The organism is Mesorhizobium sp. ESP-6-2 (assembly GCF_020164675.1).
Lineage (GTDB): Bacteria > Pseudomonadota > Alphaproteobacteria > Rhizobiales > Rhizobiaceae > Mesorhizobium.
Map to the genome: position 1 here is coordinate 26,385 of NZ_JAIUGT010000016.1, position 20,409 is coordinate 46,793.

Below are 20,409 nucleotides of genomic sequence, written 5' to 3' on the forward strand. Positions count from 1 at the left end.
AGGCGCGCAAGCTAGGCCGGGTCCCATCATGACTTCACCTTCGGGCTCGACGCCCGCCGAGGCGCAGGCCTTTCTCGATGCCCATCCCGAGATCGAAGCCTTCGATATCGTGCTGACCGATGCCAACGGCGTCGGCCGTGGCAAGATCGTGCGCCGGCACGAGTTGAAAGCCATCTTCGAAGGCGGCCGGCACATGCCGATCTCGATCCTCGGCCTCGACATCACCGGCGAGGACGTGCACGAGACCGGGCTGATCTGGACCACCGGCGACGGCGATCTGCGCGCCTGGCCGATTCCTGGCACGCTGGTGCCGCTGCACGGGACCAACCCGCCGCGCGGCCAGGTGCTGATGGCGATGTATCATCTCGACGGCGCGCCGATGTCATCGGACCCGCGGCTGGCGCTGGCAAGGCAGGTCGATATATTGGCGTCCAAGGGGCTGTACCCGGCCGGCGCCTTCGAGCTCGAATTTTTTCTCCTCGCCAATGAGCGCGACAGCGACGGCAAGGTGCAGCCGGCGCGCGCCGTGCTGGATGGCCGGGTCTCGGGCAAGACCGAGGTCTACTCGGTCGACCATCTGCACGGCATGGAGCCGCTGTTCTCCGACATCTATGCCGCGGCCGAGGCACAGGGCATTCCGGCCGAGACCGTGATTTCCGAATATGCGCCCGGCCAGTACGAATTGACGCTGAACTACCGCAAGGATGTGATGCGGGCAGCCGACGACCTCGTCATGCTGAAGCGGCTGGTGCGGGCGCAGGCGCGCCGCCATGGCGTCACCGCTTGCTTCATGGCCAAGCCGATCGAGAAATACGCCGGCTCCGGCATGCATTTCCACGTCTCGCTGCAGGACAAGGCCGGCCGAAACGTTTTTTCGGAGGCCGGCGGCGAGAGTTGGTCGTTGCCGCTGCTGCGCGGGCTGGGCGGCCTGATCCAGACCATGGCGGAATCGATGCTGGTGTTTGCGCCGCACGCCAATTCCTGGCGGCGCTTCGTCTCGCAATCCTATGCACCGGTGGCGCCGACCTGGGGCGTCAACAACCGGTCGGTGGCGCTGCGCGTGCCGGCGGGCGACGCCAGGAACCGGCGCATCGAGCACCGGCCGTCGGGCGTCGACGCCAACCCGTATCTGATCGCGGCAACCGTGCTTGCCGGCATCGTCAAAGGCCTCGACGAAGGTCTCGATCCCGGACCCGAGACGACCGGCAACGGCTACGAGGCGGCGGTGACGCGCACGACCATGCCGGTCGACTGGCGCGCAGCGATCGAGGCGGCCAGAGCGTCCAGTTTCCTCAAAGGCGCGCTTGGCGAAGACCTGCACCGCACCTTCGTGGCGATCAAGCAGTCCGAATACCTGCGCGTGGCGCGCACGGTCAGCGAGCTGGATTATCACCTTTATCTGCACGAGGTCTGAGCCCTCGGAGGAACCATCGCCGGCCCCGTCCATTTCACTGTCAAAACCGACAGGACAGGATGATGGCGACCACAGGCCAAACGCATGAAGCGAAGAGGCCGGCCAGGCGCATTTCCGGGCCGTCCGACGAGCCACTGCCAGATGTCACCTCGATCTCGGAGCTGCGTGAAGTGGCGAAGGCTTGCCGCCGCTGCCCGCTTTGGCGCGATGCGACGCAGACCGTGTTCGGCGAAGGGCCTGAGGGTGCCAAGGTGATTTTCGTCGGCGAGCAGCCCGGCGATCAGGAAGATCTCGCCGGCGCTCCTTTCGTCGGCCCGGCCGGACGGGTGTTCGACGCCATACTGGACGACGCCGGGGTCGACCGCCAGAAAGTCTATGTCACCAATGCGGTCAAGCACTTCAAGTTCGAGCCGCGCGGCAAGCGTCGCATTCATTCCAAGCCGAACGCGGGTGAGGTTCAGGCGTGCCGCTGGTGGCTCGACCAGGAGTTCGGACTGATCAAACCGAACCTTGCCGTGGCGCTCGGCGCCACCGCTGCACTCTCGCTGCTCGGCAAGGCGGTTCCGGTGACGAAAATGCGCGGCCAGGCGATCGAGCGGGAAGATGGCATGCGTGTGTTCATAACCATCCATCCCTCCTTCATCCTGCGCATCCGTGACCGTGCGGACAAGGAGGCCGAGCGCGAACGGTTCCTGCAAGACATGAAGCAGGTGAAGCGGCTGATGGCTGCCTGATCCGAGCGTCTACCGAATCAGGATCGCCCGTAGATCGTTGACATTGGTGCCGGTCGGGCCAGGCACGAACAGATCGCCGACCGCGTTGAAAGCCGTCCAGGCATTGTTGCCTGCCAGCATCGCCTTGGCGTCGATGCCGGCCGCGCGCATGCGCGAAACCGTGGAACCATCGGCGAAGGCGCCGGCATTGTCCTCCGAGCCGTCGATGCCGTCGGTGTCGGCGGCCAGGGCGTCAATGCCTTGCACGCCGTTGATGCCGATGGCGAAGGCGAGCAGGAATTCCGTATTGCGGCCGCCTTTCCCCTTGGCACGCAGCGTCACCGTGGTCTCGCCGCCGGACAGGATCAGCACCGGCTTTGAGAAAGGCCGGTTGCGTGTCGCCACTTCGCGCGCGATGGCCGCGTGAACCCCGCCTACCTCGCGGGCTTCGCCTTCGATGGCATCCGAGAGAATGACAGCCTCGATGCCCTGTCGGCCCGCTTCCGCTGCGGCTGCTTCGAGCGACACGCCGGCGGAGGCGATCAGATGCACCTCGTTGCGCGAAAAGCGCTCATCCCCGGGGACTGGTGCGTCGGCGGCCGGTGAATTGATATGCGCCATGACCGAGGCCGGCAGGTTCATGCCGTAGGCTGATATCGACGCCAGCGCATCCGCCCGGCTGCCGGTGTCGGGAACGGTCGGGCCGGATGCGACCAGCGCCGGATTGTCCCCGGGAATATCGGAGACAACCAGCGACACCATTTTGGCCGGCCAGGCGGCGGCGGCCAGCCGGCCGCCCTTGATGGTGGAAAGATGCTTGCGGATGGTGTTCATCGCCGCGATCGGCGCGCCTGACGCCAGCAGCGCCTCGTTGACGGCGACCTCGTCGGCCAATGTCAGGCCGGTTGCCGGTGAGGGCAGGAGCGCCGAACCGCCGCCGGAAATCAGCGCCACCACCAGATCGTCTGATGTCAGCCCTTGCACCTTCTCGAGCAGCCGCCGCGAAGCTTCGAGCCCGGCGGCGTCCGGAACCGGATGCGCCGCTTCGATGATCTCGATGCGCTCGCATTTCGCGCCATAGCCGTAGCGGGTGACGACCAGTCCTTCGATCGGACCGTCCCATGCTTTCTCGAAGGCCGCCGCCATCTGCGCCGAGCCTTTGCCGGCGCCAATGACGATGGTGCGGCCCCTGGGCCTGGCCGGCAAATGATCGCTGATGGTCTTTTCCGGATCGGCGGCGGCGACGGCGGCGCTGAAGATGGAAGTGAGGAAGGATTTGGGGTCGAACAAGGTCATCCTTTGGCGCCATAGGCGTCTTTCGAATTGGGCAACCGTCGGCGCTGTCCCTCACCCTCTCCCCGTAAAGAGACGGAGAGAGGGGGTCGCCGGCGCTGGTGCGCATTCCTTCTCCCCGTCACTATACGGGGAGAAGGTGCCGTCAGGCGGATGAGGGGCGGCGTCAACGTCACGATTTTTCCTCGGGCGGCAGCGAAAACTCGCGCTTGTCGATGTCCAAATGATCACACAGAGCATCGACCACTACGCCATGATCCTCGCGCTCCGGCAGGCCAGAGACGGCGATTACGCCGATAACCCCGACGCCCTTGACCGTGACGGGAAAGCCGCCGCCGGCCAGCACGTAGTCGGCAATATCCAGGCCCTCGCCGATCTTGAAGGTGCGGTCGGGGCGCTGTTGTTCCAGCACCATGCGGTAGGTGCTCCTGAGGAACCGCCTGACGACATTGATCTTGCGCCGCGCCCAATCGGGATTAGAAGCGTTCGAGCCCGGCATCGCGGCATAGAACAGCGGCCGGTCGAAGGTCCTGATGTCGACGATGATCGGGAGGTTTTCTCGAAGCGCCCGGTCGCGGATGGCTGAACCGATATTGAAAGCGACCGCCTCGTCGAAGGCGGGGAAGACAAGAATTTCCTCCTGTCTTCTGATCAGAGCGATGTCTTCGGCAACGGCCATGTCGTTCCCCTGTCAACGTCGCGCACGCTTTGACGGATGGTTGCCGCCGGGTCAAGCCAGGAACCCACCGGAGCGTCTAAATCGCCATGTCGCTCTTGGCCGGCCGCCCCGCCACATAGACCTCACGCACGGCGCGGTCGTCACCCAGCGTCTGCAAGAGAAACAACTCCTGCGCCAGCGTCTCGGCGGTCTCCATCCTGAGTCGCATCGCCGGCGTCGCTCTGGCATCCAGCACGACGATGTCGGCATCGGTGCCTTCGTCCAGCGTGCCGATCTTTTCGGCGACCGACAGCGCTTCGGCATTCCCGCGCGTCATCTGCCAGAACGATTGGAACGGGTTCAGCTTCTCGCCGTTCAGCGCGATCACCTTGTAGCCCTCATCCATTGTGCGCAGCATGGAATAATTGGTGCCGCCGCCGACATCGGTGGCGGCGGCGATGCGGAGGGCTTTATCGCGGGTGCGGTAGCGCTGATAATCGAACAGGCCGGAGCCGAGGAACAGGTTCGAGGTGGGGCAGAACACGGCCACCGAGCCTGAGTCCGAAAGCGCGTCCGCCTCGCGCTCCGACAGATGGATGCAGTGGCCGAGCAGGCTCTTTCTCCCCAGCAGCCCGTAATGCTCGTAGACGTCGGTGTAGTCGCGCGACCACGGATAAAGCTCCTGCGTGAAGGCGATCTCGGCATGGTTTTCCGACAGATGCGTCTGGATATGCAGGTCGGGATGTTCGCGGCATAGCGCTCCCGCCATCTCCATCTGCTCCGGCGACGAGGTGATCGCGAAGCGAGGTGTGATGGCGTAAAGCTGCCGGCCCTTGCCGTGCCACTCCCTGATCAGCGCCTTGCTGTCGTCATAGCCCGATTGCGGCGTGTCGAGCACGCCATCGGGCGCGTTGCGATCCATCATCACCTTGCCGGCGATGTTGAGCATGTTGCGATCATGCGATTCGGCGAAAAAGGCTTCGGCGGAGGCCTTGTGCACGGAACAGTAGGCGGCGACCGTGGTGGTGCCGTGGCGCACCATCTCGTCGAGGAACAGCCGTGCGACGCGCCGCCCGTGCTGCGCGTTGGCGAATTTCGTCTCTTCCGGGAAGGTGTAGGCGTTCAGCCAATCGAGCAGTTCGGCGCCGTAGGAGGCGATGATCTGCATCTGCGGGAAATGCACATGGGCATCGATGAAGCCCGGCAGCAGCAGATGTGGCCGGTGATCAATCCTTCTCGCTGTCTCGCCTGCCTTCCTTTCAACATCGACGTAAGCGCCTGCAGCGACGATCCTGCCGTCGCGGATCAGCAGGCCGCCATCCTCCTCGTAGCGCCAGGCGGAATGATCATCGATGGTTTCGGGCCAGCGCACGAAGGACAGCGTGCGGCCACGCAGAAGCGTCGATGTCATGCTTATTTCCCCGCGCCTTCGAACCAGGCCACCAGCAGCGCCCGCTCCTTGTCTGATATCTGGCTGACATTGGCGGGCGGCATGGCATGGCTGCGGCCGGCCTGCAGATAGATCTCGCGGGCATGCTCGGCGATGTTGGCGTCGGTATCCAGCATCACGCCCTTGGGGGCATGGTAGATGCCCTCATAGACCGGCTCCTGGGCATGGCACATCGAGCAGCGGCCGAGCACGGTGTCACGCACGGCCGGGAAATGCACGGAGGCGACATAGACTTGCGCCGAGGCGGACGCCTTCGGTTCGCCGGTCAACACCTTCGGCACGGTCGACAGCCAGATGATGACGAGGAACAGGACAAGGGCGCCCAGCCAGGTCCAGTGCGGGTTGCCGGCGCGTTTGTGAACGGTGTTGAAGTAGTGGCGGATCAGCACGCCGATGATGAACACCAGAGAGGCGATGATCCAGTTGAACTCAGTGCCGAACGCCAGCGGATAATGGTTCGACAGCATCAGGAACAGCACCGGCAGCGTCAGATAGTTGTTGTGGAGCGAGCGCTGCTTGGCGATCTTGCCGTATTTCGGATCCGGCTTGCGGCCGGCGATGAGGTCGGCAACGACGATCTTCTGGTTGGGGATGATGACCATGAAGACATTGGCCGACATGATCGTGGCGGTGATGGCGCCCAGATGCAGGAAAGCGGCGCGGCCGGTGAACAGATGGGTCAGCCCCCAGGCGATGAACACCAGCACGCAATAGAGCACCAGCATCAGGCCGGTGTCGCTTTTGCCCAGCGGCGAACGGCAGAGCAGGTCATAGACCACCCAGCCGACGCCGATCGTCGCCATCGACAGGAGGATGCCGACCGGCACCGACATCGGCAGCACGTTGGGATCGATCAGGAACAGGTCGGCCCCGGCATAGTAGACCACGCACAGCATGGCGAAGCCGGACAGCCAGGTAGCGTAGGATTCCCATTTGAACCAGGTGAGGTGTTCCGGCATCTCGGCCGGCGCGACCAGGTATTTCTGGATGTGATAGAAGCCGCCGCCATGCACCTGCCACTCTTCGCCGAAGGCGCCGGCAGGCATGCCCGGTCGCTGGCGCAAACCGAGATCGAGCGCGACGAAATAGAAGGACGAGCCGATCCAGGCGATGCCGGTGATGACGTGCAGCCAGCGCACGGCAAAGCTCAGCCAGTCCCAGAAAATAGCGAAATCCATCATTGAAGTCGTCCCTGCCGATGAAGCGACTTTACGGTGTGGCGCGCAAACGGAAAGAGGCGAGGTGTGCGATGACTTTCAAAAAAAATTGGAAAATATTAGGTTGCTCGCACACAGCTTGATTGAAAGCCACTGAACCGCATGGCCTATCTCGACAACATCGCCGTCTTCGTCCGCGTGGTCGAGCTCGGCAATCTGTCGGCGGCCGGGCGCGACATGCGCATTTCGCCGGCGGTTGCTTCCAACCGCATCAAGGAGCTGGAGAAGCACCTTGGTGTGCGGCTGTTCAACCGCACGACACGACAATTGATGCCGACCGAGCATGGCACGGTCTTCTACACCGGCGCCAAGCAGGTGCTGGAAGCGATCACCGAGGCGGAGGCCGCGGTCTCGGCCCTTTCCGGCCAGCCGCGCGGCACCATCCGCGTGACCGCGCCGCTCGGCCTCGGCCGCCGCCTGGTGGCCTCGGGCATTCCCGATTTCCACGACAAATATCCTGATATCGAGGTGCGGCTGAGGCTCTCGGACCACAATGTCGATATCATGAAAGAGGGCATCGACGTCGCCTTCCGGCTCGGTATCATCGAGGATTCCAGCCTCAGGATGCGCGGCATCATGGAATGCGAGCGGGTGCTGGTCGCAGCGCCCAAATATCTGGAGGCGCGCGGAGAGCCGGCCGAGCCGCAGGAACTGATCAACAGGAAGCACGATTGCCTGATGCTGCGCTATTCCGGCGCGCGCGAATATGTCTGGACCTTGCAGACGCCGAACGGGCCGCAGAAATTCGAGGTACACGGACCCTATGATACGGACGATGGCGACGTGCTGACCGGCTGGGCGCTGTCGGGGCGCGGCATCATCAACAAGCCGCGCTTCGAGGTCGAGCCTTTCATCCGCGACCGGCGGCTGAAGATCATCCTGGCCGCCACGCCGCCGACGCCGGTGCAGTTCGCCGCCGTCTATCCGCACAAGAAGCTGCAGGACCCGAAGGTGCGCCTGCTGCTGGATTTCATGGCCGAGCGCTGCCAGCGGCTGATCAAGGATATTCTGGCCGGCAAATAATAGCTGGCCGGCGCGTCAACCGCCGCTGTCTTCTTGGTTCGAGGCAATTCCGGACGGATAACCGTCACGCAGTTTTGCTGGAATTGCTCCAGCCGGCCATCAGCCTTTCGTGCGAAGGCTTGTGGTCGGCAGACGCTGCGGCGTACGCGACCAGCGCGGTCATGATCTCGGCTGCCGCGAGCGCTGCGATGACGGTCGGGCGTTTGTCCTTAACGGCATTGCCGCCGATCGGCGAGACGAGGCGGGCGAACTCTGTCTGGCTGCCTTCAGCCGACTTCAGGAACCAGGTCCTGAACGTCGCCTTCTTGGTCTTCGAACCGATCATGCCGACATAGGCGCTGTCCTTGCGCTTCAGCGCCTCGGCGACGATCAGGAAATCGAGCGCGTGGTCGTGGGTGAGGATGACGAAGGCGGTGCCGGCTGGAGCCTCCCGCACGATCGTTTCCGGCATCGGCACCAGCAGCGTCTCGACTGTGTCCGGCATGCCTTCCAGAGCCTCGGCGCGGGTCTCGACGATGACGGCGCGCACTGGAAGAAGTGCTATGGCCGAGGCCAGCGCCTGGCCGACATGGCCGCCGCCGAAGATGTAGACATGCGGCAGATGGTCTTCTTCGGCTTCCGCCGCCTGGATCAGTTCGGCCTCCAGCGTTGGGTCGATCAGTCGGATCAGCACCTCGACCCGCCCGCCGCAGCACTGGCCAATTTCCGGTCCTAATGGGACGTCGAGGGTCGCGCTTCTGTCCCTCCTCCTTGAGGGGGAGAAGAGTATCTGCCGTGCCTTGTCGATGGCCATGTATTCGAGCTGGCCGCCGCCGATTGTGTCTGATATCGCCGTTTTCGAAACGAGCATGAAGGCGCCCTTCTCGCGCGGCGTCGAGCCCCTCGCCGCCGCGACCTCGACCAGCGCGACCCGGCCGGCTTGGCCAAGAAAGGCTTTCAGCTTTTGCACGTTCGAGTTCATTTCACATTCCCTCAGCGGGAAATATAGGCGTTTGGGACCCGTTTTTCACGTTTCGCGCGGTTCAGGCTCTGGCCTCGCTCTTCAGCCGCTCGATCGCCATCAGCACGCGTTCCGGTGTCGCAGGCGCATCGAGGCGCGGGCAGATCTTGTGATCGGCAACGCTGGCCACCGCGTCAGACAGCGCATGCAGCACCGACATGCCGAGCGGGAAGGGCGGCTCGCCGACGGCCTTGGAGCGGTGGATTGTCGGCTCACCGGCCTCCGGCCAATCGGCCAGTGTCACGTTGAAGATCTTTGGCCGGTCCGACGCCAGCGGGATCTTGTAGGTCGACGGCGCATGGGTGCGCAGCCTGCCCTTGGCATCCCACCACAACTCTTCCGTCGTGAGCCAGCCCATGCCCTGGATAAAACCGCCCTCGACTTGGCCGAGGTCGATGGCGCGGTTCAGCGAGCGGCCGGTCTCGTGCAGGATATCGGTGCGCTCGACCACATATTCGCCGGTCAGCGTGTCGACCGAGACTTCCGAGCACGAGGCGCCATAGGCGAAATAATAGAAGGGACGGCCCTCGCCCTTGTCACGGTTCCAGTGGATCTTCGGCGTTTTGTAGAAGCCGGCCGCCGAAAGCTGGATGCGGGCCATATAGGCCTGCTTGACGAGATCGGCGAAGGGTATCTCCTGGTTGCCGATGCGCACCCTGTTGGGCAGGAACAGCACCTGGTCGCGTGGCACCTGGTATTTCTCGGCGGCGAAATCGGTCAGCCGGTCCTTGATCTGGCGGGCGCCGTTCTGCGCCGCCATTCCGTTGAGGTCGGTGCCGGACGACGCGGCGGTGGCCGAGGTGTTCGGCACCTTGCCCGTGGTCGTCGCGGTGATCTTCACCTGGTCGAGATCGATCTGGAACTCTTGCGCCACCACTTGCGCCACCTTGACGTTGAGGCCCTGCCCCATCTCGGTGCCGCCATGGTTCAGATGCACCGAACCGTCGGTGTAGACATGCACCAGCGCGCCGGCCTGGTTGTAATGCGTGGCGGTAAACGAGATGCCGAATTTGACCGGCGTCAGTGCGAGGCCTCGCTTGATGAAGAGGCTGTTGTTGTTGAAGGCCGAGATTTCGCGCCGGCGCCTTGCATAGCTGGCGCTTTCTTCCAGTTCCGCAACGATGCGGTGGATGATGTTGTCCTCGACCACCTGGTGGTAGGGCGTGACGTTGCGGTCGGCGGTTCCATAGAAATTCCGCTTGCGTATCTCGAGCGGGTCCTTGCCGACGGCAAACGCCACCTCGTCGATGATGCGCTCGGCACCGACCATGCCTTGCGGGCCGCCAAAGCCGCGAAAGGCGGTGTTCGAGACCGTGTTGGTGTAGAGCGGCGCCGACTGCGCATGCACCGCCGGCCAGAAATAAGTGTTGTCGCAGTGGAACAGCGCGCGGTCGGTGACCGGGCCGGAAAGGTCCGCAGAAAAGCCGCAGCGCGCCGCGAACATGAAGTCGACGCCGAGGATATTGCCCTCATCGTCGAAGCCGGCTTCGTAGTCGATGAGGAAATCGTGCCGTTTGCCGGTGGCGATCATGTCGTCATCGCGATCGGGCCGGATTTTCACCGCCCGGTGATGCTTCTTGGAGGCGATCGCGGCCAGCGCGGCAAACTGGTTGCCCTGCGTTTCCTTGCCGCCGAAGCCACCCCCCATGCGACGCATCTCCACCGTAATGGCGTTGCTCGGCACGCCGAGCGCATGACCAACCATGTGCTGGACCTCGCTCGGATGCTGGGTCGAGGAATAGATGGTGACGTCCTGATCCTCGCCCGGAACCGCCATCGCGATATGCCCTTCGAGATAGAAATGCTCCTGGCCGCCGACGCGCATTTTTCCTTTCAGCCGGCGGGGGGCCTGACGGATCGCAGCAGCCGCGTCGCCGCGTTTCAGCGTCAGAGGCGGCGTGACGAGTTTGTCCTTGGTCGGATCGAGCGCGCCGATGTCGGTGACGAAAGGCAATTCCTCGTATTCGACCCTTGCCAGCCTCGTGGCGCGCCGCGCCTGCTCGCGCGTCTCGGCAATCACGCAAAAGATCGGCTGGCCGAAAAACTGCACCTTGCCGTCGGCGAGTACCGGCTCGTCATGGCGCCCGGTCGGCGAAATGTCGTTCTCGCCCGGCACATCCTTTGCCGTGAGCACGTCGACCACGCCGGGGGCGGCGCGCACCGCCGACAGGTCCATTTTGGCGATGGTCGCATGCGTGGCCGTGGCCAAGCCGAGGCAGCCATGCAGCGTGCCCGCCGGTTCGGGCATATCGTCGATATAGACGGCTCTGCCGCTGACATGCTTGTGCGCGGAATCATGGCGCTGGTCGGTGGCGACGCCGCCGACGATCTTCTCGGCCTTTAAATTGGCGGTGGCGTGCTTGTTCATCATGCCGCCTCGTTGCGCGACACCTGGAACGGTGCCCTGGTGCCGGTGGTTTCGACAAAGAAACGCAACAACAGGTTTTTCGCCGCCAAAGCCCTATATTCGGCGCTTGCCCGCATGTCGGTGAGCGGCGTGAAATCCGTTGCGTATTCGGCCATCGCCGCCCCGACTGTTTCTTCGGTCCAGGGCTTGCCGAGCAGAGCCTTCTCGACAGCCGCCGCCCGCTTCGGCGTTGCCGCCATGCCGCCATAGGCGATGCGGATATCCGCAACCGTGCCGTTCTTGGCAAGGACCAGGAAGAACGCGCCGAGTGCGGCGGTGATATCCTCGTCGCGGCGCTTGGTGACCTTGTAGACGGCGAACTTAGTTTCGTTTGCCGGAACCGGTACATGCACGGCCTCGACGAACTCGCCGGGCTGCCGGTCCTGCTTGCCATAGGCGATGAAGAAATTCTCGAGCGGGAGCGTGCGCCGCTTGCTCCCACGACGCAGCGTCAGCCGCGCGCCGAGCGCGATGAATGGCGGCGGTGTGTCGCCGATCGGCGAGCCATTGGCGATGTTGCCGCCGATCGTGCCCATATTGCGCACCTGTTCGCCGCCGATGCGATCGAACAATGGCCCGAGCGCCGGGATGCGTTTAGACAGCATCCCGAAGGCATCCGAATAGGTGACGCCGGCGCCGATCGAGATCACGCCCTTGTCCTCGGCAATGGCGCACAGCCCGTCGAGATTGCCGATGAAGATGGCAGGCGAAATATCGCGCATGTGCTTGGTCACCCAGAGACCGACATCGGTCGAGCCGGCGACGATGGTGGCGCCCGGTTCCTTGTCGAGCACGGCGGCGAAATCGTCCACGTCAGCCGGCACGACGAGCCGCGCCTTGCCGGCGCCGATCTCGATCCGTGCCCCGTCGCGCATCGCCTCGAGTCGGGCCATGATCGACCGACGCTCCAACGCCAGCGGATCCTTCTGTGCTTTGCCGTAGCTGGAGATGGCGCGGGCCGCTCGCATGATCGCCTCATAGCCGGTGCAGCGGCAGAGATTGCCCTGCAAGGCCTTTTCGATGGCCGCGTCCGACGGGTCCGGTGATTTCATCCACAGGCCGTAAAGCGACATGACGAAGCCCGGCGTGCAGAAGCCGCATTGCGAGCCGTGGAAATCCACCATCGCCTGCTGCACCGGGTGCAACTGGCCCGGCGCTCCATGGAGATGCTCGACCGTCACGACATGGGTGCCGTCCAGAGAACCCAGGAAGCGGATGCAGGCGTTGACGCTTTCATAGACCAGTTCGCCGGCGGAAAGCCTGCCGACCAGCACGGTGCAAGCGCCGCAATCGCCCTCTGCGCAGCCTTCCTTGGTGCCGCGCAGCGACCGGTCGAGCCGCAGCCAGTCGAGCAAGGTCGCGTCAGGCGCCACGGATGACAGCACGACCTCCCTGCCATTGAGGATAAAGCGGATGTCGTTGCGGATCTTGACCTCGGCCACGCCTCAGCTCCCCCTGTAAGTCGAATAGCCATAGGGCGAGACGAGCAGCGGCACATGATAGTGCACGGCATCCGCCATGCCAAAGCGGATCGGCACGGTGTCGAGGAAGGCCGGCTCGGGCAGTTTCGTTCCCTGGCGCCGCAGATAGTCGCCAGCGGCGAACACAAGCTCGTATTCGCCGGCCTGGAAATCCGCGTCGGCCAAAAGCGGTGCGTCGCAACGGCCGTCGGCGTTGGTGGCGACCGTCTTCAGATGCGTCCTGGCAGAGCCATCGATCCGGTAGAGCGCAATCGACAATCCCGCCGCGGGCTTGCCGGTCGCCGTATCCAGCACATGGGTCGTCAGACGTCCGCCATTGACTTTCGACGTTTCTGCCATTGTCCGCCTCCCATTCCAATACGAACAAACCGGCCGGTACAGCCAAACATTACTGATGAATTGTGCGCCAATTAAAGGCGATGCATAAGTCCCGGTCGAGCGGAGTGCGACAAAAACACTTTCAAAAATTTTCGGGGGAATGCGAGAAGCACCCTTTCGATATCCTGAACATACTTCGGGCGATGCCCCGTGGGAGGGACGATGCGTTACACCAGAGACATGCGCGGTTACGGAGCCAACCCGCCGGATCCGAAATGGCCCGGCGGCGCGCATGTGGCCGTGCAATTTGTCGTCAATTACGAAGAAGGCGGCGAGAACTGCGTCCTGCATGGCGACAAGGCTTCGGAAGCCTTCCTGTCGGAAATCGTCGGCGCGGCTCCCTGGGCGGGCCAACGCCATTGGAACATGGAATCGATCTACGAATATGGGGCGCGGGCAGGCTTCTGGCGGCTGCTTCGCCTGTTCACCGAGGCCGAGGTGCCGGTGACCTGTTACGGTGTCGCCACGGCGCTCGCCCGCTCGCCCGATCAAGTGACGGCGATGCAGGATGCCGGCTGGGAGATCGCCTCCCACGGGCTGAAATGGATCGACTACCGCGACCACAGCGCCGAGGACGAGCGCCGCGACCTCGAAGCGGCGATCAAGCTGCACTATGAGGTGACAGGCGCGCGCCCGACAGGCTGGTACACCGGCCGGACGTCCGTCAACACCGTGCGGCTGGTTGCGGAGGAAGGCGGCTTCGACTACGTCTCAGACACTTATGACGACGAACTGCCCTACTGGTTCGCGGATGAGGGGACCGACAGGCCGCAGCTCATCATCCCCTACACGCTCGATGCCAACGACATGCGCTTCGCCACGCCGCAGGGCTTCAACTCGGGCGACCAGTTCTTCGCCTATCTGAAGGACAGTTTCGACACGCTCTATGCCGAAGGCAAGGCTGGGCGGCCGCGCATGATGAATATCGGCCTGCACTGTCGCCTCGTCGGGCGGCCGGGGCGGGTGGCGGCGCTGAAGCGCTTCGTCGACTATGTGAATTCGCACGACAAGGTCTGGCTGGCGCGGCGTATCGACATCGCCAGGCATTGGCGCGAGACCCATCCATACAAGCCGCCGGTGCTGCGCCCTTCGAGGATGGAATTCGAAGCCTTCGTGCATGCTTTCGGCAGCGTGTTCGAGCATTCGCCGTGGATAGCCGAGCGCGCCTACGAGCTGGAACTTGGCCCGGCGCATGACAGCGCCGGCGGCCTGCACAATGCGCTCTGCCGCGTCTTCCGCGCCGCAAGCGAAACGGAACGGCTCGGCGTGCTCAATGCCCATCCCGACCTTGCCGGGAAACTGGCAACGGCCAGGCGGCTGACGGCTGAATCGGCCAGGGAGCAGGCTTCGGCCGGCCTCGATGAGCTGACCGACAAGGAGCGCGAGCTGTTTTCCAAGCTTAACGCCGCCTACGTCACCACCTTCGGCTTCCCGTTCATCGTCGCGGTGAAGGGCAAGACCAGGCAAGAAATCCTGGCGGAGTTCGAAAGGCGCATCGGCAACAGCCGCGGCGTCGAATTCGAGACCGCCTGCAAACAGGTCGAGCGCATCGCGCTCTTCCGCCTCAGGGACATGCTTCCGCAATAGGTTTGAACCCATGGATACTATCAGGATGCCCGAGCGAACCTATTATGCTCCACATGGCGGCCATTCCGGCCAGAGTGAGCTTCTGACCGGCCGCGCCGTCTTCACCGAGGCCTATGCCGTCATCCCCAAGGGCGTGATGCAGGACATCGTCACCAGCGCCCTGCCATTCTGGGACAAGACCCGCGTCTGGATATTGTCGAGGCCGCTGTCGGGCTTTGCCGAGACGTTTTCGCAGTACATCGTCGAGGTCGCGCCCGGCGGCGGCAGCGACCGGCCGGAACCCGATAGCGGCGCGGAGGGCGCCTTGTTCGTGGTCGAAGGCGAACTGACCGTCCTGCTTGCTGGCGAAAGACATGTCTTGCAGCCGGGCGGCTTCGCCTTCCTGCCGCCGGCGAGCGGCTGGACCGTTCGCAACGAGGCCAAGGCCGATGTCCGTTTCCACTGGATTCGCAAGGCCTACGAGGTAGTCGACGGTCTCGACGTGCCGGAAGCCTTCTTCACCAACGAGCAGGACATCGGGCCGACGCCGATGCCCGGTACCGACGGCCGTTGGGCGACGACGCGCTTCGTCGATCCGGCCGACATGCGCCACGACATGCACATGACCATCGTCACCCTCGAACCGGGCGCGGTCATTCCCTTTGCCGAGACCCATGTCATGGAGCACGGGCTCTATGTGCTGGAAGGCAAGGCCGTCTACCGGCTCAACCAGGACTGGGTCGAGGTGGAGGCCGGCGACTATATGTGGCTGCGCGCCTTCTGTCCGCAGGCCTGCTATGCCGGCGGACCGGGAAAATTCCGCTATCTGCTCTACAAGGACGTCAACCGGCACGCCAAGCTCGGCGGTGCCGGGATCGCGGGGCGTGCGCCGTGACCCGCATCGTCGCGCGGCCGCTGACCCGCGAAGGCTTTGCCCCGTTCGGCGATGTCATCGACATGGGCGGCGACAACCGTTACCCGATCAATGGCGGCAAGGCCGAGCGCTACCATGATCTGGCGACCGCCGAGGCGGTAGGGCCGAACGCCCGCGTGCTGATCTCGATGGTGCGCGGCACGCCTTACGAATTGCCGCTGACGCTGCGCATGGTCGAGCGCCACCCGCTCGGCAGCCAGGCCTTTGTCCCGCTGTCGCCACGACCGTTCCTGGTCGTCGCCTGCCATGACGGCAAGGAGGGCCCGGGCGAGCCGCATGCCTTCATCACCAAGCCAGGGCAAGGCATCAACTACCGCCGCAATCTCTGGCATGGCGTGCTGACGCCGATCGGCGAGGTGCAGGATTTCCTGATCGTCGACCGTGGCGGCGACGGCTCCAACCTCGAGGAATTTCACTTCTCGCATAGCTACGAGATTCATCTCCCCGCCGAGACCCCGCGATGACCGACATTTCGCTGATCGACCGCCTGCTCGATGTCATCGAGCACGACATCGTGCCGAAGACGGAGGAAGGCGTCGCCCATGGCAACAAGCTGTTCGGCGCTGCGGTCCTGAGGAAAGGCGACCGCTCGCTGGTGCTGGCCGAAACCAACAACGAGATCGAAAACCCGCTCTGGCATGGCGAAGTGCACTGCCTGAAACGCTTCTACGAAATGCCCAAAGCCGAACGGGTCGACACCAAGGATGCCATCTTCCTGGCCACGCACGAGCCCTGTTCGCTCTGCCTGTCGGCGATCACCTGGACCGGTTTCGACAATTTCTACTACCTTTTCTCTCATGAGGACTCGCGCGACAGCTTCGCCATCCCGCACGATCTGAAAATCCTGAAAGAGGTCTTCACCCTCGATCCCGGCGGCTACAATGGTGAGAACGCCTATTGGAAAAGCTTTTCCATACGCAGGCTGGTGCGGGCACTGCCCGAGGCGGAACGCGGGCGGCTGGAGGCGCGCATCGGCAAGATTGCAGCACTTTATGACGCGCTGTCTGGCGACTACCAGGCGAACAAGGCCGAGAACGACATTCCGCTGAACTGAGGGCACCAAGCAGCGGTACAGGTCGCATAATCCTCTGCTCCAGTCGCGAATGGCGATTGAAACTTGCCGCGCCGCGAGGCGTTATGCGCGCCATGAAAACCGTCACCGAATTTCCCCGCAAGGCCGTCGAATTCCCCGATATGGGCATCGTCATGCCCGATGGCTGCCGGCTGTCGGCGCGGGTGTGGATGCCGGAAGATGCCGGCGATGATCCGGTGCCTGTCATCCTCGAGCATCTGCCTTACCGCAAGCGCGACGGCACCATCTTTCGCGACCAGCTGACGCATCCCTATTTCGCCGGCCACGGCTATGCCTCGATCCGCGTCGACATGCGCGGCAACGGCGATTCCGAAGGGCTGATGGACGACGAATATTCCGAGCAGGAATTGCAGGATGCCTGCGACGTCATCGCCTGGGCGGCCGCCCAACCCTGGTGCAACGGCAATGTCGGCATGATGGGCATTTCCTGGGGCGGCTTCAACTGCCTGCAGGTGGCAGCCATGCAGCCGCCGGCGCTCAAGGCGGTGATCAGCCTGTGCTCGACCGTCGATCGCTACGCCGACGACATCCACTACAAGGGCGGCTGCCTGCTGCTGGAAAATTTCGGCTGGGCCTCGACGATGCTGTCCTATTCGTCACGGCCGCCGGACCCGCTGCTGGCGGGCGACAACAGATGGCGCGACCTGTGGCTCAGCCGTCTGGAGAACCAGTCGTTCCTTTTGCCGCTCTGGCTTGGCCACCAGCACCGCGATGCCTACTGGAAACGCGGCTCGATTTGCGAGGATTTCTCCGCCGTCAAGGCCGCGGTGCTGTCGATCGGTGGCTGGCATGACGGTTACCGCAACACCATCTCGCATCTCGTCGCCAACATCGAGGCGCCGGTCAAAGGCATTGTCGGCCCTTGGATCCACAAATACCCACATTATGCCGGCCCCCAGCCGGCAATCGGCTTCCTGCAGGAAGCGCTGCGCTGGTGGGACCGCTGGCTGAAGGGTATCGAGACCGGCGTCGAGGCCGACCCGCCCTACCGCGCCTATGTGATGGACAGCGTGCGGCCAGCGCGCTGGCATCCGGAACGGCCGGGCCGCTGGGTGGCGGAGCGGCAGTGGCCTTCGCCCGACATCAAGACGCAAACGATCGAATTGGTCCCTGCGGGCGGTAAATCCGTCATCATCGCTTCGCCGCAAAGCTGCGGGCTGGCCGGCGGTGAGTATTTCCCGTTCACCTTCGGCCCGGAATTGCCGGGCGACCAGCGTCCCGACGACGCGCTGTCGGCATGTTTCGACCAGCCGGAACTCGCCGAGGCGATCGACATCGTCGGCGCACCGGAAGTCGACGTCCGGTTATCCTGCGACCGCCCGCAGGCCAACATCGCGGTGCGGCTTTGCGACGTGCATCCCGATGGCGCCTCCGAACTGATCTCCTATGGCGTGCTCAACCTGACGCATCGCCTCTCGCACGAATTCCCCCAAGCACTTGTCCCCGGCGAGAGCGTTTCTGCACGCGTCGTGCTCGACCAGTGCGCCTATCGCGTGCCGGCCGGCCACCATTTGCGCATAGCCGTCTCGAACGCCTATTGGCCCATGATCTGGCCCTCGCCGGAGCCGGTCCGCCTAAGCCTGTCGGCGGCGACGCTGGAGCTGCCGCTGCGCCCGCTGGCGACAAGCGACGAGGTCACGTTCGCCGCGCCGGAGGCTGCTTCCCCTTGGGCAACCGAGACCATCCGCCCGGCCAATTCGGAACGCCGCGTCGACCGCGACGAGAAGACCGGCATCGTCACGCTTTCCATAGAAGACGATTTCGGCGAGGTGCGCGATCTTGCACATGGCCTGGCGAACGGCAGCATCGCCCGCGAGACCTGGACGATCCATCCGGACGATCCGTTGTCGGCCGGGGGACGCACGCATTGGACGCAAACCCTGTCGCGAAGCGGATGGTCGGTGCGCACCGAAACATCGGCCGAAATACGCTCGGACGCCAAAAACTTCATCGTAAGCGCCCGAATTGAAGCTTACGAAGGCGAAAAACTCGTCTTCGAACGCGATTTCGAACAGGCGATTCCGCGCTCGCTTGTTTGAGCGGCAAGGCATTGGTCCAATTGCGACGTGCCATTTACGCCACGGCATGTCGCATTCGGTCTTGCTTACCGCTTTCCCTTGCGGTCATTATTCCCCTCACAAGAAACAAGAAAACGACCACTAAGGTCGAACCAACAGAGTGAGGAACTCAAAATGTCAAACGAACTGGAATTCCTTAGCCGACGCGTCGCTTCAGGCAAGCTCAGCCGTCGTGATTTTCTCGGCCGGGCGGCAGCGCTCGGCGTCACCGCGACCTTCGCCAACTCGCTGCTTTCGAGCGCGGCGCGCGCAGCCGGCCCGGTCAAGGGCGGCACGCTCAAGGCAGGCCTGGTTGGCGGCGAGTCCACCAACAGCCTGGATCCAGCCCTGTTCATGACGCAGGTGCCGTTCGCCTTCGGCAAGATGTGGGGCGAACTGATCGTCGAGCTTTCCCCCGAGGGCAAGCTCGAGAACCGCATCGCCGAGGAGATCGGCTCGTCCGACGATGCCAAGGTCTGGACGCTGAAGATCCGCGACGGCGTCGAATTCCACAATGGCAAGACGGTGACAGCCGAAGACGTCGCCGCCACGCTCGAGCGCCATTCGGATGAGAAGTCGAAGTCCGGCGCGCTCGGCTACATGAAAGGCATCGAAAGCATCAAGGCCAGCGGCAAGGAAGTGGTGCTGACGCTGAAGGAGGCCAATGCCGATCTGCCCTACCTGCTCAGCGACTACCACCTGATCGTCCAGCCCAATGGCGGCAAGGACAAGGCCGATGCCGGCATCTCGGCGGGCCCCTACAAGGTCACCACCAACGAGCCCGGCGTGCGCCATGGCGGCGAGCGCTTCGCCAATTACTGGCAGGGTGACAAGATGGGCCATGCCGACCAGATCGAGATCATCGTCATCAACGACGCCACGGCACGTACGGCCGCCCTGCAGGGCGGCCAGGTCAACATGGTCAACCGCGTCGAGCCGAAGATCGTCGACCTTATCAAACGCGTGCCGGGCGTTACCATCCGCAACCATGCGGGACCGGGCCACTACGTCTTCATCATGCACTGCAATACGGCGCCGTTCGACAATAACGACCTCAGGATGGCGCTGAAGCTGGCGATCGACCGGGAAGAAATGCTGAAGAAGGTGCTGCGCGGTTACGGTTCGCTCGGCAATGATTTCCCGATCAATGCCTCCTACCCGCTGTTCACCGAGATCGAGCAGCGCACATACGATCCGGACAAGGCCAAGTTCCACTACAAGAAGTCGGGGCATGACGGCACGGTGCTGCTCAGGACCTCCGACGTCGCCTTCCCGGGCGCCGTCGACGCGTCCCAACTTTTCCAGCAGAGCGCCGCCAAGGCCGGCATCAAGATCGAGCTCAAGCGCGAGCCGGGCGACGGCTACTGGAACGAGGTCTGGAACAAGCAGCCCTTCTGCGCCTCCTATTGGGGCGGACGCTCGACCCAGGACCAGATGTACTCGACCGCCTATCTGTCGACCGCCGACTGGAACGACACGCGTTTCAAGCGCCCGGATTTCGACAAGATGGTGCTGGCGGCGCGCGCCGAGCTGGACGAGGCCAAGCGCAAGGCGATGTATCACGACATGGCCGTCATGGTGCGCGACGAAGGAGGCCTGATCCTGCCGATGTTCAACCAGTTCATCGACGCCACCGGCGCCAAGGTGGGCGGCTGGGTGGACGATCCGCACCAGGAGTTGATGAATGGCTACGCCCTGGCAAAGTGCTGGCTCGAAGCCTGAGCC

General features: G+C 63.7%; 17 protein-coding genes. 9 read left to right on the forward strand and 8 right to left on the reverse strand.

The features are described 5' to 3' along the window. Nucleotides 1-28: 28 nt before the first annotated feature. Together LB532_RS29585 and LB532_RS29590 are read left to right on the forward strand one after the other, a co-directional pair. Nucleotides 29-1,414, forward strand: a complete 1,386-nt coding sequence (locus LB532_RS29585; RefSeq protein WP_140644024.1) for a glutamine synthetase family protein — start codon at nucleotides 29-31, stop codon at nucleotides 1,412-1,414. Further along, the gene (locus LB532_RS29590; protein ID WP_224557556.1) at nucleotides 1,411-2,148 is read left to right on the forward strand and encodes a UdgX family uracil-DNA binding protein; all 738 of its coding nucleotides are present in this window, start codon (nucleotides 1,411-1,413) and stop codon (nucleotides 2,146-2,148) included. The genes LB532_RS29585 and LB532_RS29590 overlap by 4 nt, the downstream gene beginning before the upstream one ends. A 9-nt stretch (nucleotides 2,149-2,157) precedes the next feature. Here the strand turns inward: LB532_RS29590 and LB532_RS29595 are convergent, their stop codons facing one another. From LB532_RS29595 to LB532_RS29610, 4 genes are all read right to left on the reverse strand, one after another. Continuing rightward, entirely contained in the window at nucleotides 2,158-3,423 is a 1,266-nt protein-coding gene (locus tag LB532_RS29595; RefSeq protein ID WP_140644021.1) for a glycerate kinase, read from the reverse strand. Between the two features lie 169 nt (nucleotides 3,424-3,592). Further along, the gene (locus LB532_RS29600; protein WP_140644019.1) at nucleotides 3,593-4,099 is read right to left on the reverse strand and encodes a heme-degrading domain-containing protein; all 507 of its coding nucleotides are present in this window, start codon (nucleotides 4,097-4,099) and stop codon (nucleotides 3,593-3,595) included. Between the two features lie 76 nt (nucleotides 4,100-4,175). Beyond that, nucleotides 4,176-5,489, reverse strand: coding sequence for a guanine deaminase (gene guaD / locus LB532_RS29605; RefSeq protein WP_140644017.1), 1,314 nt, complete (start codon nucleotides 5,487-5,489; stop codon nucleotides 4,176-4,178). Nucleotides 5,490-5,491: 2 nt separating this feature from the next. Beyond that, nucleotides 5,492-6,709, reverse strand: a complete 1,218-nt coding sequence (locus tag LB532_RS29610) for a urate hydroxylase PuuD (RefSeq protein WP_140644016.1) — start codon at nucleotides 6,707-6,709, stop codon at nucleotides 5,492-5,494. Between the two features lie 138 nt (nucleotides 6,710-6,847). Here LB532_RS29610 and LB532_RS29615 point away from each other — a divergent pair, with 138 nt between their 5' ends. After that, nucleotides 6,848-7,768, forward strand: a complete 921-nt coding sequence (locus LB532_RS29615; RefSeq protein WP_140644014.1) for a LysR family transcriptional regulator — start codon at nucleotides 6,848-6,850, stop codon at nucleotides 7,766-7,768. A gap of 64 nt (nucleotides 7,769-7,832) precedes the next feature. Here LB532_RS29615 and xdhC read toward each other — a convergent pair whose 3' ends face one another. From xdhC to uraH, 4 genes are all read right to left on the reverse strand, one after another. Beyond that, the gene (gene xdhC, locus LB532_RS29620; protein WP_140644012.1) at nucleotides 7,833-8,729 is read right to left on the reverse strand and encodes a xanthine dehydrogenase accessory protein XdhC; all 897 of its coding nucleotides are present in this window, start codon (nucleotides 8,727-8,729) and stop codon (nucleotides 7,833-7,835) included. Between the two features lie 61 nt (nucleotides 8,730-8,790). Next, nucleotides 8,791-11,136, reverse strand: coding sequence for a xanthine dehydrogenase molybdopterin binding subunit (gene xdhB / locus LB532_RS29625; protein ID WP_140644058.1), 2,346 nt, complete (start codon nucleotides 11,134-11,136; stop codon nucleotides 8,791-8,793). Beyond that, nucleotides 11,136-12,617, reverse strand: coding sequence for a xanthine dehydrogenase small subunit (xdhA, locus tag LB532_RS29630; protein WP_140644010.1), 1,482 nt, complete (start codon nucleotides 12,615-12,617; stop codon nucleotides 11,136-11,138). Before xdhA ends, xdhB begins: the two co-directional genes overlap by 1 nt. A gap of 3 nt (nucleotides 12,618-12,620) precedes the next feature. After that, entirely contained in the window at nucleotides 12,621-12,995 is a 375-nt protein-coding gene (gene uraH / locus LB532_RS29635; RefSeq protein ID WP_140644008.1) for a hydroxyisourate hydrolase, read from the reverse strand. 201 nt (nucleotides 12,996-13,196) lie between these two features. On the opposite strand from uraH, the gene puuE reads away from it, so the two are divergent. The 6 genes from puuE (at nucleotide 13,197) to LB532_RS29665 (ending at nucleotide 20,406) form a co-directional block, all read left to right on the forward strand. Continuing rightward, a complete protein-coding gene (gene puuE, locus LB532_RS29640) occupies nucleotides 13,197-14,621 on the forward strand; it encodes an allantoinase PuuE (protein ID WP_140644006.1) in 1,425 nt (474 codons plus the stop codon). A 10-nt stretch (nucleotides 14,622-14,631) separates the two neighbouring features. After that, the gene (locus LB532_RS29645; RefSeq protein WP_140644004.1) at nucleotides 14,632-15,495 is read left to right on the forward strand and encodes a bifunctional allantoicase/(S)-ureidoglycine aminohydrolase; all 864 of its coding nucleotides are present in this window, start codon (nucleotides 14,632-14,634) and stop codon (nucleotides 15,493-15,495) included. After that, nucleotides 15,492-15,998: an ureidoglycolate lyase gene (locus LB532_RS29650; RefSeq protein WP_140644002.1), complete on the forward strand. Its 507-nt coding sequence runs from the start codon at nucleotides 15,492-15,494 to the stop codon at nucleotides 15,996-15,998. Before LB532_RS29645 ends, LB532_RS29650 begins: the two co-directional genes overlap by 4 nt. Further along, nucleotides 15,995-16,588, forward strand: coding sequence for a nucleoside deaminase (locus tag LB532_RS29655; RefSeq protein WP_140644000.1), 594 nt, complete (start codon nucleotides 15,995-15,997; stop codon nucleotides 16,586-16,588). The genes LB532_RS29650 and LB532_RS29655 overlap by 4 nt, the downstream gene beginning before the upstream one ends. Nucleotides 16,589-16,680: 92 nt before the next feature. Beyond that, nucleotides 16,681-18,666, forward strand: coding sequence for a CocE/NonD family hydrolase (locus tag LB532_RS29660; protein WP_140643999.1), 1,986 nt, complete (start codon nucleotides 16,681-16,683; stop codon nucleotides 18,664-18,666). Nucleotides 18,667-18,819: 153 nt separating this feature from the next. Continuing rightward, nucleotides 18,820-20,406 carry an ABC transporter substrate-binding protein gene (locus LB532_RS29665; RefSeq protein WP_140550359.1) on the forward strand — a complete coding sequence of 529 codons (1,587 nt, stop codon included), beginning with the start codon at nucleotides 18,820-18,822 and terminating at the stop codon, nucleotides 20,404-20,406. Nucleotides 20,407-20,409 lie beyond the last annotated feature (3 nt).

What these genes read in the sequence shown, in the direction of transcription:
- LB532_RS29645 (WP_140644004.1), top strand. Translation starts at nt 14,632, where the DNA reads ATGGATACTATCAGGATGCCCGAGCGAACCTATTATGCTCCACATGGC.
- uraH (WP_140644008.1), bottom strand. Translation starts at nt 12,995, where the DNA reads ATGGCAGAAACGTCGAAAGTCAATGGCGGACGTCTGACGACCCATGTG.
- LB532_RS29660 (WP_140643999.1), top strand. Translation starts at nt 16,681, where the DNA reads ATGAAAACCGTCACCGAATTTCCCCGCAAGGCCGTCGAATTCCCCGAT.
- guaD (WP_140644017.1), bottom strand. Translation starts at nt 5,489, where the DNA reads ATGACATCGACGCTTCTGCGTGGCCGCACGCTGTCCTTCGTGCGCTGG.
- LB532_RS29665 (WP_140550359.1), top strand. Translation starts at nt 18,820, where the DNA reads ATGTCAAACGAACTGGAATTCCTTAGCCGACGCGTCGCTTCAGGCAAG.
- LB532_RS29600 (WP_140644019.1), bottom strand. Translation starts at nt 4,099, where the DNA reads ATGGCCGTTGCCGAAGACATCGCTCTGATCAGAAGACAGGAGGAAATT.
- xdhB (WP_140644058.1), bottom strand. Translation starts at nt 11,136, where the DNA reads ATGAACAAGCACGCCACCGCCAATTTAAAGGCCGAGAAGATCGTCGGC.
- xdhC (WP_140644012.1), bottom strand. Translation starts at nt 8,729, where the DNA reads ATGAACTCGAACGTGCAAAAGCTGAAAGCCTTTCTTGGCCAAGCCGGC.
- LB532_RS29585 (WP_140644024.1), top strand. Translation starts at nt 29, where the DNA reads ATGACTTCACCTTCGGGCTCGACGCCCGCCGAGGCGCAGGCCTTTCTC.
- LB532_RS29610 (WP_140644016.1), bottom strand. Translation starts at nt 6,709, where the DNA reads ATGATGGATTTCGCTATTTTCTGGGACTGGCTGAGCTTTGCCGTGCGC.
- LB532_RS29655 (WP_140644000.1), top strand. Translation starts at nt 15,995, where the DNA reads ATGACCGACATTTCGCTGATCGACCGCCTGCTCGATGTCATCGAGCAC.
- LB532_RS29595 (WP_140644021.1), bottom strand. Translation starts at nt 3,423, where the DNA reads ATGACCTTGTTCGACCCCAAATCCTTCCTCACTTCCATCTTCAGCGCC.
- LB532_RS29615 (WP_140644014.1), top strand. Translation starts at nt 6,848, where the DNA reads ATGGCCTATCTCGACAACATCGCCGTCTTCGTCCGCGTGGTCGAGCTC.
- puuE (WP_140644006.1), top strand. Translation starts at nt 13,197, where the DNA reads ATGCGTTACACCAGAGACATGCGCGGTTACGGAGCCAACCCGCCGGAT.